We start from the raw sequence: 12,827 nt of genomic DNA on the forward strand, positions 1-12,827 counted from the left end.
ACAAGTCATGAAAGGCGTGCCCGCCGCCTACATAAAGTCGTTGAGCCCGGCCTGATTCTCATCGTCATCAGCAGTCTCGGCTGTGGCATCGCCGTCAGTGTCGGCGTCGACAGCGGAGCCGCTTGCCTCGCTGTCGTCGCCACGACTGGAGGCGGCAGGATCGCTGTCCGTCCCATCGGCGTCGCCGCCGTCGAGTGTGCCCCCGGCGAACGCGCCGCCGGAGTGGGCTTCGATCGCCTCCGCACGCAGTTCCTCGGCGTCGGCGACGATCGACTCAACCTTGTTCGTTGACTCGCCGCTGCCGGTGATAAACGAGACCGCCGCTTCGTCGAGGTCGTAGGCCGCCGTCATCGCCACGGTCAACTCTCGAGGTTTGCAGTGGTGTGTCATCGCCGACAGGAAGGGCAACACCGCTCGGCGGGCGGTGTCGATGCTGAGCCCGCTCCGCTCGGCGATCCGTTGACAGACTTCGTCTGCGGTCTCGTTGGAGCCGGGCCAAAACTGCGGGCGGTTGTAGCGCGTCCAGCCGCCAGAGGTACCGTCGCGGGCGGCAGCAACCCCGGCGGCCGCGTTGTCGGTCGCATACCGCCAGTAGCTGTAGTTTTGGGTGGCGCGCACGCGACCCAGCCAGCGGTCGGCGTTGGCTAAGACGTCGTAGGCACGAGCGGCCTCTTTGGGCTCATAGACCGCCAGCAGGTTGTTTTCGAGCCACTTCGTCAGGTCATCGGGTGTCTCATCGACCCGGTAGGCCGACTGCAGGGCCTCCTCAGCAGATTCTTCCTTGAGAACGGCATCGAGAAACGGAAAGAGATCCATCGCTCGATCCCGGCCGCTGGTGACGACATCCTCGGCCGTGATCGCATCGCGGCCTTCCGCGGCGGCCTGGAGGTCTTTGATCGCCCCCCGGAGGTCGCCGTCGTTAGTGTCGGCGATCACGTCGAGGGCGTCCTGTTCGTACTCGATGTCCTCGCGGCGACAGATATCCCGGAGGACAGGAACGATCGATCGACTCGACACATCGCGGAACTCGATGTCCTCACAGGCGTTTCTGAGGCCGCGGGACATCTCGTAGAACTCGTTGGCGATGAGGACGATCGGTTGGCTGGCGTCTTTGACCAGCTTCGTGATCGCCGACGCGCCGCCGCGGTCGTAGGTGCCGTGGATGTTGTCGGCCTCATCAAGGATGACGAGTTGGCGGCTTTCGGTGTCGCCGCCGCGCGCGCCGCCACCGCCCGCACTGCCAGCCAAGGTGGCGTTGTTCGCCGCCCGCCCGGCAAACCGCTCGATCACGTCGGCGGTTCGCTGGTCGGAGGCGTTGAGTTCGACCGTCTCCCAGCCCATATCGTTGGCCAGCGCGTGGGCCGCGGAGGTCTTGCCGACCCCCGGCGAGCCATAGAGGATCACCGCCTGTCCGTGGTCGTCCCACGTTTCGGCCCACTCGTGGAACGCATCGCGGGCTTTGTCGTTGCCGCGAACCTCCGAGAGGGTGGTCGGACGGTAGCGTTCGGTCCAATCAGCCATTATCCGGATGTGGCTCGTCGCTTGCTTAGTGGTTGCGCTACCGACGCCACTCATCGAGCCACACGAGCGCGTCAGCGAGTTCGTCGGGCGGATAGGCGGCAAGGACACGTTCAAGCGTCCGCACCGCAGCCTCGGGGTCATCGCGCAGATAGTTCCCGTCAGTGTAGACGACGATCCCGGCGTGGGTGACAGTTTCCTGTAGGTCGCCGGCAAAATCCTTCTTATCGTGTGAGCAGAATATGGCCGTTCTCAGCACAATATTCCAGGAGGCGTTTGTCGGCCGTCGACGCGGCGACGGTAGCTTTCGCTTCGAGAACGTCATGGCCGTTCGAGCGAAGCGTCGTGACGAACACACGAGGAACGTGTTCGTCAGCAAGAAACGTCACGGCTACGTCGCGGGTTCAGGTGGAGACAGCGATTGCTCTGCAAGCGTCGTTTCAGCAGTATCACGCTCCTGGCGGAAGGTACGCATTTCCGCTGGGTGTTCGTGGTAGTACGCCAGCGCGGTATACACCGCACCCAGAGAGATATCAAGTTGGTCGGCAACATCAACTGGCTCGTGATCACCATCAACGACTAGTTCGTAGACGTGGAGGACACCAACGCGTGTGTCCGCAATTCGGGGGCTTCCGCCGAGTACGTCCTCAGTACGGACGATCATCGTCATTAGCTGAGTATACCGCGGGAACGGATATAAATCTCCGTGTGGAGGATAGAACGCTGTGGCTGCGATAGCCGGTAGATTCATGCAGACTGTCCTGAAAGTGTGTGGTATGACAGATCATCAATCACACGCGATGGACGACAACGAGATCGGTGCCCTGCTCGGTACCGGCGGCACCGGCGTGATCGCCTTCGCCGACGAGGACGAGCCATACGCCATCCCGATCTCCTACGGCTACGATGACGACGCCGAGGCGTTCTACATCCGGTGTGGGTTTGCCCCCGACAGCGAGAAACGCCGGTTTGTCGACGACGGCGTCACGGCGTCGTTGGTCATTACCGACGACACCGGCACCTGGCGGAGCGTCATCGCCCGTGGGCAGCTCACCGAGATTTCCGAACCCGCGATCGAGGGCGGGGCCGCCCAAAGCATTCGCCGGATGAACATCCCCTACGTGACGATTCACGAGACGCCAGCGACAGCGATGGAGTTTGAACTCTACCGACTTGACCCCGAGTCGGTCACCGGTCGCAAGGAACAACCCTGACCGGCCGGGCGACACGACAACACCAGCGGCCGGCGAGAGACGTACGACAGTTGTCTAGCCTGTGGTTCGACAGATTTTTTCCCAAACCGTCGGTAGCGGTGATATGGGACAACTGGCGGTGTGTCGGCGATGACGACGACCGTACGTGAGGATCTCGCCCACCGGATCGCCGGTGAGGTCACACTGAGTGATGATCCCGGAGCCACGCTGAAAAAATGGCGTACCGATTTCAACATCTCCCAGACGGAGTTGGCTGCCCAACTTGACGTGTCGTCGTCGGTGATCTCGGATTACGAGAGCGGTCGGCGGGAGAGCCCCGGCATCGGCATCGTCCGCCGGCTGGTCACCGCCCTGCTCGACGTCGACGAGACCCGCGGCGGCAGCCACATCCGGCAGTACGGCCGCGTGCTGTCGGCCGGCTTCGAGAGCGACATCGTCCACGACCTGCGGGAGTATCCGGCTGCACTCCCGCTCGATGATTTTTATGACGCCCTCGACGCTACCGAGGTCAGCGAGGGCAAGTGGGATTACGTCAACGGCCACACCGTCATCAACAGCATCCAGACGATCACCCGCCTGAGCAACGAGGAATTTTATCGGCTCTATGGCCAAAGCACCGACCGCGGCCTCGTTTTCACCAACGTGAGCCGCGGCGAGGGACCGCTGGTCGCCATGCGCGTCGTCACCCCGACCCCGAACGCGGTCGTCCTGCATGGAATCGAGGCAGACGACCTCTGGGAACACGCTCCCGCCCTCGCCGAGATCGATGGCTTCTCGCTGGCGACATCGACCCGGGATCTCGAGGACGCGCTGGCGGAACTGCGGGAGCTAGCCTGATTGGCGGTATCGACACCGCTCAATAGTCGAGCTGGCTGTTGATTCCGACTGCGAGCGCAAGAACGCCACCGACGGCGACAACAACGCTGCCGAGCCACGCCTGCGAGGACGCGTCGACGATCTGACTCCCCCAGAGGCCAGCGAGGAGGGCGAGACCGCCGGCGACGATGAACTGGACGAACCGTTCCATCGCTTGCGTTGTTGCCGCGGCACCGACGAGAAGGTTACCGTTTGCGCAGCCACGCGGAAGCGACTCAGAGCACACGGCGACGCCCGATTCCACCCTCGCGCAAGTCGGATTCCGATACCGGCATGACGTACGTCCCTACTCGTTCGCGTCGCCACCAGTCGCCGGTTTCGGCGCGCTCCTCGCGGGTCGCAAAGCGGTAGCGATAGCGACGCACGCGGAGTTGTTCCGGCGGCGCGTCGGGAAACGGATTTGATTCGAGCAGCGACAGCGTCGCCGCGTCGTTCTCGAAGAGGGCCGCGAGGAAGGCTGTGAACCACCGCTGTCGCGGGCCAGGTTGGGGTCGCATCGCGGCGAACCAAAGTTGCCAGTCCAGTCGCAGGTGGTAGGGCGCCCACTGCGGCGGTCGCTCGTCGGTGCGGACAGGCTGGCCCTTGAACTCATAGGCCTGCCAGTCGTCCTCGGTAGGATTGCTCGCCGTCGTCCCCTCAACGACCAGTTGGAAGCGGTCGGTCGTCACCGAGCCGAACGCGCCGTAGGTGTTAACGAGTTTGAGCGGGTCGAAAGCGGTGTTCATCACCTGCGACCGCGAGAGCATGTTCGCGGTCGGCTGGATGCTGAGCGCGGCAACGACGATAGCAAGGAGGATCGACGCCGCTGAGAGCCAGGCTGGCGTTGCCGTCGTTGCGGGGACGGTGATCGGCAACACGGTCGTCAGAACGCCGTCGCTGAACAGCGCGACCGACTGGACGATAGTCAGCGCGTTCAGGAACGCGAAATTGCCCGTGAGCATAAGCCAGCCCTGAAAGCCGATGGTCGCCACGCCGGCGGCCGCGGCGAACGGCTGCGGGGCGAAATAAAGAAAGGGCACCGCGAGTTCGACGACGTGGTTGCCCAGTGTTTCGAGCCGATGGAACCGATCCGGCAACCGATGGGCGAACCAACTCAGCGGGTTCGGGATGGGCTGGGTTTCGTAGTGGTAGTCAAGACATGTCAGGTCGCGCCAGCAGTCGTCGCCGCGGATCTTGATCAGCCCCGCGCCGAACATATTGCGGAACAGCAGCCACTTCAACAGCCAGATCACGACCACGGGCGGCTGGCTTGGCCCCGCGCCGAGAAAGACAGCGAGAAAGCCGGTTTCCAGCAGCATCGACTCCCAGCCGTAGCCGTAGAAGACGCGGCCGGCGTTGACGAACGACTGGTAGAACCCCCACAGCAGGAGCCACAGCAGCATCGATGCCGGCACGGCGTAGGGCGCGGGCAGCCAGTAGGGGCCAGCCAGCAAGGCGACAGTCGAGAGGGCAACACCAGTCCATGCGACAAGCCCGATGGTGCGGTCGCTCGAAAAGAAATAGAACAGACTGGGTCGCTCCCAGAAGGTGGTACCCTCGACGTACTCCTCGATCGGGAGCAACCCGTCCTCACCGGCCAGCGGACGGAACTGCGTGGCGGCGACGAGAAACGCCAGCAGGTAGATGACCGCGAGGCCGCGCTGGAAGACGAAGCGAACGAGCCAGTAGCTCCCGGCCTCCGGCAGCATACGCGACGCTGGTGGCGTCAACGACAAATACGTACCGCAAACCGACGACTGCGACCGTCAGAAACCCGCGATAGCTATCGGGCTGTCGGCGTGATGCCGTCGCCGACGGCGTCCATCACTTGGAGGACAGCACTGGCAGCCAGCCCTTGGGCGACCTCGCGTTGGGTCTCGTCGTCGAGACCGGCTTCCAGCTCATCAACGTCGGGCGTGTAGCCCGCGGTCACGGGGTGGCCGGCCGGCGGGTCGACCGCAACGGTGGCGGTTGGGCCGCCGTCTTGGAGTTCCGAGCCGACATGGTAGCCCTCCGGGAGATACGACTCCGTCTCAGAAACGATGGCTGCGACAGCGTGTCGGAGCGCGCGCTTCTGGCCGCCCGAGAGTTCGACATCGGCGGTTGGCTGGTCGTCGATGCCCATCCCGGCACCTGCCCCCGGATAGTTTCCGTTCATTTGAGAGTCAAGGAGAATAGGTGCGGCCGTGATAAAAAGGCGTCGGCGACGGCGATCCTCCGGGCGGCGTTGGGTCAACCGCGTCAGCAGATCGGCTCGCTGTCGCCGTAGGCTGCGAGCACGACCGCCGCGGTGTGGCCGCCACCGTCAGCGTCGACCGTGGACACAAGCGTGTCGCGATCGGTAAACTCCCACTCGCGGAGCTCACAGCCGGCATCGAGTCCGCGGCGGGCGGCAGCCTCGACGGCGTCGGGATCGGTGCCGGAGGCTTCATAGAACAGTCCGGGGCCCGGCCCGGTCGCCCACGCGATTGCGGTCGTCGCCGTCTCGGCTGCCTCGTCGGGGGCGACGACAGACCGCCCCTCAACGACGGTCAACTGGTTGCCGGCTGCCCCAAGATCAGGCGCGCGGTCGACAACCTCGATCGTCGCGTCGGCCGGGATGACAGAGGAAACAGCAACCAGATTGTAGTTGTGGAGGTTCGCGTCGGCGAGTGCGGCGTCGTAGGCAGCCATCGCCGTGGGGGCGCGGCCGATCCCGCCGGCGACGTGGATCGTCGTCATTACCATACCGCGGCGGCCCGGCGGGTAATCGGTTACGGATCACCACGAGAAATGAAACGGGGTCACGTAGCTGCTGTTGGTGGATACCGCCGTCAGTCGTCGATAGCGGGATTAGTGACGGTACCGAACGACGCCGTCGTCGGTCTCATTGGCGTCGAGTTTCTCGCGGGCGTCGTCGATATCCTCCCGGGAGACGGTCGTCCGGTCGTCGCGGATGGCGAACATCCCGGCCTCGGTGATGAGGCTCTCGATGTCCGCGCCGCTGTAGCCATCAAGCTCGGCTGCGAGGTCAGCAAAGTCGACATCGCTGTCAACGTTGATCTGCTGGCTGTGGATCTCAAGGATGCGCTCGCGACCCTCGGCGTTCGGCTTCGGCACCTCGATGAGGCGGTCGAAGCGGCCCGGACGCAAGATGGCCTCATCCAGCATATCGAAGCGGTTCGTGGCGGCCATCAGCTGAATCTCGCCGCGCTCGTCGAACCCGTCCATCTCCGAGAGCAACTGCATCATTGTTCGCTGAACCTCGGCGTCGCCGGAGGTCTTCGAATCGGTTCGCCGGGAGGCGACAGCGTCGATCTCGTCGATGAAGACCACGGCTGGCTCGCGTTCGGCGGCCAGCGAGAACAGATCGCGGACGAGCCGTGCGCCCTCGCCGATGAATTTTTGGACGAGTTCGGAGCCCGTCATCTTGATGAACGTGGCGTCGCTCTCGTTGGCGACAGCCTTGGCGAGCATCGTCTTGCCGGTGCCTGGTGGGCCGTGCATCAGCACACCCGACGGTGGGTCGATGCCGACGGCGTCGAACTGCTCTGGGTTTTCGATGGCGTCTTCGACGGCCTCCCGCACCTCCGTCACCTGGTCGTCGATCCCGCCGATGTCGTCGTAGGTTACGTTGGGGGATTCGGTGACTTCCATCGCCTGTGCTCGGGCATCTGTCTCGTCGTCAAGCACCTGCTGGATGCCGAAGGATTCGTTGATGGCGACGCGGTCGCCGGATTCGAGTTCGTCTTCCAGCTCCGGCGTCACCTCGGTGAGTACCTCCTGGTTGTTGCCGTGCTGTTTGATGACGACGTTGCCGTCGTCGGTCAACTCCTCGACGCTGGCGATGTAGAGGGCGGCCGTCTTCAAGGCCTCATTGCGATCTTTGAGCCGGCTGACCTCCTGGTGGAGGTCGGTTCGCTGTTCGGTGGCTTCCGAAAGCCGGGTTTCGAGCTCCTCGTTGACAGCCATAAGCCGCTTAAAGTGTTTCTTGAGTGCCGACAGCCGCTCGGCGGGCGACATCTCAGGATCCAGATCCAGCCGTGGGCGGTCGGGAATCGACGGGCTACGTGACATTCATCATGTGATTCGGTCTGCCGGTAAATGTGCCTTTGGGTCGCGGGGAATGTGCCGTGGTACCACGGTTCTTGTCAGCGACACCGATCGAACGGCTCAGCGCAGCTCGTCGATCCGATCAAGATACGTATCGTAGACACCGAGGGCCGATTCGATGGGGTCGGCACTGGTCATGTCGATGCCGGCGAGTTCGAGGGCCTCGATCGGGTAGACGCTGCCGCCGGCGGCCAGCATCTCGCGGTAGTCGGCAGCAGCCGACTCGTCGACTGCGTCGGTAGCTGAATCGCCGAGAATCCCATCAACGATGGCGACCGCCGCAGAGATGCCGGTCGCATACTGGTAGACATAGAAGTTGTAGTAGAAGTGCGGGATTCGCTGCCACTCGCGGTGAATCCGGTCGTCGATGACGGCTGGCTCGTAGTAGTCGCTCTTGAGCCCACCGTAGAGCTCGTCGAAGACGTCCGGCGTCAGCGGCTCGTCGTTCTCGGCGCGTTCGTGGATCCGCTGTTCGAATTCGGCAAACATCGTCTGCCGATAGAGCGTCGACCGGAACCGTTCGAGGTATTCGTCGAGGACGTGCAGCCGGAGTTCGTCATCGTCGACAGTCTCAAGCAGGTGCTGGGTGAGCAGTGTCTCGTTGACCGTCGAGGCGACCTCGGCGACGAAGATCTCATAGCTTGCGTCGTGCCACGGCTGGGCCTCCTGTGCCAACTCCGAGTGCATCGAGTGGCCCAACTCGTGGGCCAGCGTAAACATCGAGGAGATGTCGTCCTGGTAGTTCATCAGGATGAACGGCTGGGTGTCGTAGGTGCCCGAGGAGAACGCGCCGGAGCGTTTGCCGCGATTCTCATACACATCGACCCACCGGCTATCCAACCCCTCGGCGAGTCGATCGCGGTAGGATTCACCCAGCGGTTCGACCGCCTCGATGATCCACTCCTTTGCCTGCTCGTACTCGACATCCGGCCCCTCCTCGCCGGTGATCGAGGTGTAGAGATCCCACATCTGCAGGTCGTCGACGCCGAGCGCGTCGCGTTTGATCTCGGCATGGCGGTGGAGGGAATCGAGATTGTCATGCACAGTCTCGACGAGCGTATCGTAAACTTCGACGGGGACATTTGGGCCATCGAGAGCAGCCTCGCGGGCTGTCTCGTAGTTCCGTGCGCGGGCGACCTTCACGTCCTTGCGAACCTGCTTTTTCAGCGATGTGCCGACAGTGTTGCGGACGGTCTCCCACTCGTCGTAGTAAGCCTCATGGACGCGCTGGCGAAACGCACGGTTCTCGTGTTTCTGGAGCGTCGTGAAGTTGGCCTGGCTGATCTCGATGTCCTCGCCGTCTGGATCCTCGACGGTCGGAAACTCCATGTCGGCGTTCGACAACATCGAATAGATCTCACTCGGCGACGACGTGACCTCGCCCAGCTCCGCCAGCAGCTCCTCGACTTCCGTCGAGCGCGTGTGGGGCTTGCCCCGAAGCACGTCATCGAAGAAGTGCTCGTACTCGGCGAGAGCCGGCTCCTCCTCAATGAACGCATCAATGTCGTCTTCGGTCAGCTCCTGGATCTCAGGTTCGATGTAGGAGGTCGCGCTGGAGGCCTCCGAGGAGAGCGCTTCAGCTTTCCCCGAGAGTGCCTGATACTCCTGATTTCGGGTGTCCTCGCTGGATCGAAGGTTTGCGTAGACAGACAGCTGAGCGACCTCGCGCATGATCTCCTCGCGGAGTTCCAGCAGTTCCAGCAGGGTTTCAGGGCTCTCGGTGACCCGTCCCTCGTAGGCTTCGAACTCCTCGATTCGCCCGGAGACCGTCTCGAAGTGTTCGGCCCACGCGTCGTCAGATTCGAAGATCGATCCGAGTGCCCACTTGTGTTGCTCGTCGATTTCGGCCCGTTCGGGAACCGTACTCATACAGGAAGGTGGCCGACAGCGCGCCTAAAGGTTGTCCTCCGCATCGTTGAGGTGATCGGCCAACGTCGTGCTAACGCGATGGCCGACGAACGCATCGCGTGCACGCTTGCCGAAGGCGCCGACGCCGCTGGCCGCGGCTCGGGAGTCGCACTCGAAGTCGACGCCGGGGTACGCGACCGCCGACAACACCAGCGGTTCGGGCGACGCTGTCTGCGGCTGGGGATCGACCGCGTCGTCGCCGAGCAGCGACTCGATCCATGACAGCGACTTGCTGCCGCTGGCGACGGCCTGGACGACCGCGACGAGCCGGCGGACGAAATGGCGCGGAAAACCACCGGCGGCGACGGTGAGCACCAGCACGTCGCCGTCGCGGTCGATGCTGGCGGTGATATCACGTTCGGTGCCGGTGTCATCGGGCGTCAAATTGTGAAAATCATGGTGGCCGCTGAGTGCGTCGACCGCGTCGGCAGCCCGGTTGTCGTCGATGGTGGGGCGGCCATCGAGCGGTCGGTGGGCGGTTCCGTTCGGCGGCGCGTAGAGCTCATAGACGTACTCGCGTCGCGCCGCGTCGTGAGTCGCATGGAAGTCGGCGTCAACATCGGCACTGGCCCACACCCGGATCGTCGCCGGTAACTCGCTGTTGAGCGCGCGCGGCGAGAGCCACTCGGGGCACTCGAAGGCGACCGTCTGAGCGACCGCCGACACGCCGGCGTCAGTGCGGCCCGCCGCAGCGTAGCCCGTTGGTTTGTTGGCCTCCGGCGGTAGGATCGACAGCGCGCGGAGCGCGTCGAACAGCGCACCCTCGACGGTTGGCACCGATGGCTGCCGCTGGAAGCCGTAGAACGGCCGGCCGTCGTAGGCAAGGCGGAACGCGCGCATCAACTGGCTGTTCCAACGCGGCGGCGAAAAGAGTTCACCTGTCGCTCACGAATTACTCCGGGTTGAGAGGAGTAAGCCCCCTTCTGTTTCGACCCGACATTCGGCTGAGCAGTCGCGTCGTGTTCGGACTACCTCGGCGGCCGGCGACCACACCGCGTGGCCGACCGACCGCCTGACGCGACCTTGCACCGGTGAGGATTCACCGTTCCATCCGTTCCTGCCCGTCTCGCGGGCGAAACCCGCATTCCTCGGTGGATTAACTCCCTTTCCTTACGGATCGGTTCGCGCACCTCATCGGTCGGGGCAGGGGGTCTCGTTGCTGTTTCAGCGCCAGCCGTCTCCGACTCCGGGCTTGCGCCCGGTCACCTGTCCGAACGGTGGGGGGACTTTCCTCATGGGGGGTGCCCGCTGGCACCATGCCCACGGGGATCGGGCTCTCTCTACCCGATTGATATGGACTCAGCGGTCGGATAAACGGTTCGGTGGGGCAGTTGGTCGTCGACCGCGATTCCTGCACAACGAATGGGAAGAATTGAAGTCGGCAGCCCCCATGGATACGTCTATGTCCGAGGCACAGACCGTTCAGCTGAGTTATGATGACGGTGCACGAGCGGTCGAGCTTGCGCGGGAAGCAGTCGAATCGTACGTCCTTCATGGCCAACGCGAACACCCAGGGAGCATGCGAGATGCCTTCTACGCCCGAACCGGGGCGTTCGTCCGTATCCAATCAACACGCGGACGGGGGCAACTCCGCGGCTGTGCCGGGGCCTATCGCACCGACGACCAGCTCGGTCACGCCATCGTCGACGCGGCGATTCAGGCCGCCTCGTCGGATTCGGCGGGCTCGGAGATCGGCGCAAAGGAGCTCTCGGATCTCTCGATTTCGGTCTGTGTCGTCAGCAACACGCTGCTGACAAACGATCCCATCGAAGATATCGAACTCGGCACCCACGGCGTCGCCCTCGACACCGGCAACGACCACGCCTGGCTCTATCCGACACTCCCCGTCGAACAAAACTGGAGCAAAGAAAAGTATCTCTCCTTGGTCTGTAAGAAGGCGAATGTCTCCCCGGTTGCCTGGCAGGACGACGACACGATGATCACCCTTTTCGAAGGCCAAGTTTTCCGCGAGCGACCTGACGGCGGCAGCGTCGAAGCACTCTAACCCCGCGAGGCGAGCGTGCTACACCCGGTCTGTCCGACCAAATCCGACCAGCGACGCGTCGCGGGCGGCCCGCTCGGTGGCTCCCGACAACGAGAGATCGAAGTCGTCGACAACGTCGCCATCGCGGATGAGCGGCTCCAAGAGCGGTTCGCCGTCGGCCGGTGCGTCGCCCGCACGGTGGCCGACGTGGTGGCCGCCGTCGGCCGTCCGGTAGACCGATTTCACGCCGGAGAGCTTCCCGCGTTTCGCGATCGCCTCGCCATCGACTTCGACGATATCGAGGGCAAAATCGACAGGATCGGCGTTTGAGATCGTACTGCCAACCCCGAAGCCATCGGCAACGTCGCGTAGCTCCCGAAGGTCGTCGACGCCGAGCCCGCCGCTGAGGAAAATGTCAACATCTTCGTAGCCAGCGGCGTCGAGTTCCCACCGGACTTCGCGGATGATATGCCAGAAATCACCGCGCCGCGAGCCCGTGGTGTCGAGACGGACGCCGTCAAGCGCGTCGCCGAAGGCGTCAGCCGCCCGGAGCGACTCGTCGACCTCGTCGCTGAACGTGTCACAGAGGGCGATCCGCTGGACATCGTCGCCGACGGCGGCGTCAAAGGCCTGCCACGCGGCTTCCTGCTCGCCGCGACCGAAACACAGCAGGAGGGCGTGTGGCATCGTGCCGCTGGCTTCGCGGTCGATCTGGTCGCCGGCAGCAACATGCGAGAATCCATCAAGGCCGGCCAGCAGCGCGGATCGCTCGACGACCGCCGCGATCGAGGGATGGACGTGCCGCGCCCCGAACGACAACACCGGCGAATCGGGGGCGGCCTCCCGAACGCGTCGGGCGGCGGTTGCGATTCCCGACGCGTGCGACAGAAAGCCGAGCAGCGCGGTTTCCAGCCGGGCAAAATCGAGATACGGCCCCTCGATTCGCATGACCGGCCCGCCGTCGAAACAGTGGCCCGCCGGGATCGCGTCGACATCAACCGCGCGGTCGGCCAACAGTGCGGCCGCGTCTTTCACACCGGCGAGCAGTTCGAACTCGCCGGTCGGGAACTGGTCGGCGGTTACCTCGGCGACGACCCGAGGGTTGCGATCAGCATGTTTGAGCGCGGCGTCGGTGCGCTCGAAGTAGGCGTCGGTCGCCCGACCGCTGTGGATGGCTTCGGGCGAGATGATATCGAAATCGAGGTCGCGCATAGCCCGGCTTCGGCGGCGGTCACAAAAAGCCCGGTGGCCCGCGG

The 12,827-nt window shown here is 63.9% G+C and carries 15 protein-coding genes and 1 other RNA gene; 3 read left to right on the forward strand and 13 right to left on the reverse strand.

Features of this window, described 5'->3' with window-relative positions; translation table 11 throughout:
• Nucleotides 1-27: 27 nt before the first annotated feature.
• The 4 genes from DM826_RS10740 to DM826_RS10750 are packed head-to-tail and all read right to left on the reverse strand — an operon-like array spanning nt 28 to nt 2,188.
• Nucleotides 28-1,521: a replication factor C large subunit gene (locus tag DM826_RS10740; RefSeq protein WP_120103422.1), complete on the reverse strand. Its 1,494-nt coding sequence runs from the start codon at nt 1,519-1,521 to the stop codon at nt 28-30.
• 37 nt (nt 1,522-1,558) lie between these two features.
• On the reverse strand, nt 1,559-1,777 hold the full coding sequence (locus DM826_RS12880; RefSeq protein ID WP_165853300.1) for a hypothetical protein: 219 nt from the start codon (nt 1,775-1,777) through the stop codon (nt 1,559-1,561).
• Nucleotides 1,743-1,907 carry a DUF5615 family PIN-like protein gene (locus DM826_RS13390; RefSeq protein ID WP_165853301.1) on the reverse strand — a complete coding sequence of 55 codons (165 nt, stop codon included), beginning with the start codon at nt 1,905-1,907 and terminating at the stop codon, nt 1,743-1,745. The genes DM826_RS12880 and DM826_RS13390 overlap by 35 nt, the downstream gene beginning before the upstream one ends.
• A 2-nt stretch (nt 1,908-1,909) precedes the next feature.
• Complete coding sequence (locus DM826_RS10750; RefSeq protein WP_120103424.1) at nt 1,910-2,188, reverse strand: DUF433 domain-containing protein; 279 nt, start codon at nt 2,186-2,188, stop codon at nt 1,910-1,912.
• Nucleotides 2,189-2,294: 106 nt separating this feature from the next.
• Here DM826_RS10750 and DM826_RS10755 point away from each other — a divergent pair, with 106 nt between their 5' ends.
• Nucleotides 2,295-2,732, forward strand: a complete 438-nt coding sequence (locus DM826_RS10755) for a pyridoxamine 5'-phosphate oxidase family protein (protein ID WP_120103425.1) — start codon at nt 2,295-2,297, stop codon at nt 2,730-2,732.
• A gap of 129 nt (nt 2,733-2,861) precedes the next feature.
• On the forward strand, nt 2,862-3,569 hold the full coding sequence (locus DM826_RS10760; protein ID WP_120103426.1) for a helix-turn-helix domain-containing protein: 708 nt from the start codon (nt 2,862-2,864) through the stop codon (nt 3,567-3,569).
• Between the two features lie 19 nt (nt 3,570-3,588).
• On the opposite strand, the gene DM826_RS13090 is transcribed toward DM826_RS10760, so the two are convergent.
• From DM826_RS13090 to rnpB, 8 genes are all read right to left on the reverse strand, one after another.
• Entirely contained in the window at nt 3,589-3,759 is a 171-nt protein-coding gene (locus DM826_RS13090; RefSeq protein ID WP_165853302.1) for a hypothetical protein, read from the reverse strand.
• Nucleotides 3,760-3,823: 64 nt separating this feature from the next.
• Nucleotides 3,824-5,296 carry a lipase maturation factor family protein gene (locus DM826_RS10765; protein ID WP_120103427.1) on the reverse strand — a complete coding sequence of 491 codons (1,473 nt, stop codon included), beginning with the start codon at nt 5,294-5,296 and terminating at the stop codon, nt 3,824-3,826.
• Between the two features lie 74 nt (nt 5,297-5,370).
• Nucleotides 5,371-5,745 carry a DUF5811 family protein gene (locus tag DM826_RS10770; RefSeq protein ID WP_120103428.1) on the reverse strand — a complete coding sequence of 125 codons (375 nt, stop codon included), beginning with the start codon at nt 5,743-5,745 and terminating at the stop codon, nt 5,371-5,373.
• Nucleotides 5,746-5,828: 83 nt separating this feature from the next.
• Nucleotides 5,829-6,308 carry a pyruvoyl-dependent arginine decarboxylase gene (locus tag DM826_RS10775; RefSeq protein ID WP_120103429.1) on the reverse strand — a complete coding sequence of 160 codons (480 nt, stop codon included), beginning with the start codon at nt 6,306-6,308 and terminating at the stop codon, nt 5,829-5,831.
• Nucleotides 6,309-6,419: 111 nt separating this feature from the next.
• Entirely contained in the window at nt 6,420-7,643 is a 1,224-nt protein-coding gene (gene pan2 / locus DM826_RS10780) for a proteasome-activating nucleotidase Pan2 (protein ID WP_120103430.1), read from the reverse strand.
• A gap of 96 nt (nt 7,644-7,739) precedes the next feature.
• A complete protein-coding gene (gene pepF, locus DM826_RS10785) occupies nt 7,740-9,548 on the reverse strand; it encodes an oligoendopeptidase F (RefSeq protein WP_120103431.1) in 1,809 nt (602 codons plus the stop codon).
• A gap of 24 nt (nt 9,549-9,572) precedes the next feature.
• Nucleotides 9,573-10,427, reverse strand: coding sequence for a tRNA pseudouridine(38-40) synthase TruA (gene truA, locus DM826_RS10790; RefSeq protein WP_120103432.1), 855 nt, complete (start codon nt 10,425-10,427; stop codon nt 9,573-9,575).
• A 60-nt stretch (nt 10,428-10,487) separates the two neighbouring features.
• Nucleotides 10,488-10,872, reverse strand: an RNA gene (gene rnpB / locus DM826_RS10795) — RNase P RNA component.
• Nucleotides 10,873-10,989: 117 nt separating this feature from the next.
• Between rnpB and DM826_RS10800 the strand changes: the two genes are divergently transcribed.
• Nucleotides 10,990-11,592 carry a TIGR00296 family protein gene (locus DM826_RS10800; RefSeq protein ID WP_120103433.1) on the forward strand — a complete coding sequence of 201 codons (603 nt, stop codon included), beginning with the start codon at nt 10,990-10,992 and terminating at the stop codon, nt 11,590-11,592.
• A gap of 18 nt (nt 11,593-11,610) precedes the next feature.
• On the opposite strand, the gene DM826_RS10805 is transcribed toward DM826_RS10800, so the two are convergent.
• Entirely contained in the window at nt 11,611-12,783 is a 1,173-nt protein-coding gene (locus DM826_RS10805; RefSeq protein ID WP_120103434.1) for a nicotinate phosphoribosyltransferase, read from the reverse strand.
• Nucleotides 12,784-12,827: the final 44 nt, after the last annotated feature.

This window comes from Halonotius aquaticus (assembly GCF_003605575.1).
Classification (GTDB): Archaea; Halobacteriota; Halobacteria; order Halobacteriales; family Haloferacaceae; genus Halonotius; species Halonotius aquaticus.

Coding starts and splice junctions, on each gene's coding strand:
- truA (WP_120103432.1), bottom strand. CDS start 10,427: ATGCGCGCGTTCCGCCTTGCCTACGACGGCCGGCCGTTCTACGGCTTC.
- DM826_RS13090 (WP_165853302.1), bottom strand. CDS start 3,759: ATGGAACGGTTCGTCCAGTTCATCGTCGCCGGCGGTCTCGCCCTCCTC.
- DM826_RS10760 (WP_120103426.1), top strand. CDS start 2,862: ATGACGACGACCGTACGTGAGGATCTCGCCCACCGGATCGCCGGTGAG.
- pepF (WP_120103431.1), bottom strand. CDS start 9,548: ATGAGTACGGTTCCCGAACGGGCCGAAATCGACGAGCAACACAAGTGG.
- DM826_RS10805 (WP_120103434.1), bottom strand. CDS start 12,783: ATGCGCGACCTCGATTTCGATATCATCTCGCCCGAAGCCATCCACAGC.
- DM826_RS10770 (WP_120103428.1), bottom strand. CDS start 5,745: ATGAACGGAAACTATCCGGGGGCAGGTGCCGGGATGGGCATCGACGAC.
- DM826_RS10755 (WP_120103425.1), top strand. CDS start 2,295: ATGACAGATCATCAATCACACGCGATGGACGACAACGAGATCGGTGCC.
- DM826_RS10740 (WP_120103422.1), bottom strand. CDS start 1,521: ATGGCTGATTGGACCGAACGCTACCGTCCGACCACCCTCTCGGAGGTT.
- DM826_RS10750 (WP_120103424.1), bottom strand. CDS start 2,188: ATGACGATGATCGTCCGTACTGAGGACGTACTCGGCGGAAGCCCCCGA.
- DM826_RS10800 (WP_120103433.1), top strand. CDS start 10,990: ATGTCCGAGGCACAGACCGTTCAGCTGAGTTATGATGACGGTGCACGA.
- pan2 (WP_120103430.1), bottom strand. CDS start 7,643: ATGTCACGTAGCCCGTCGATTCCCGACCGCCCACGGCTGGATCTGGAT.
- DM826_RS10765 (WP_120103427.1), bottom strand. CDS start 5,296: ATGCTGCCGGAGGCCGGGAGCTACTGGCTCGTTCGCTTCGTCTTCCAG.
- DM826_RS10775 (WP_120103429.1), bottom strand. CDS start 6,308: ATGACGACGATCCACGTCGCCGGCGGGATCGGCCGCGCCCCCACGGCG.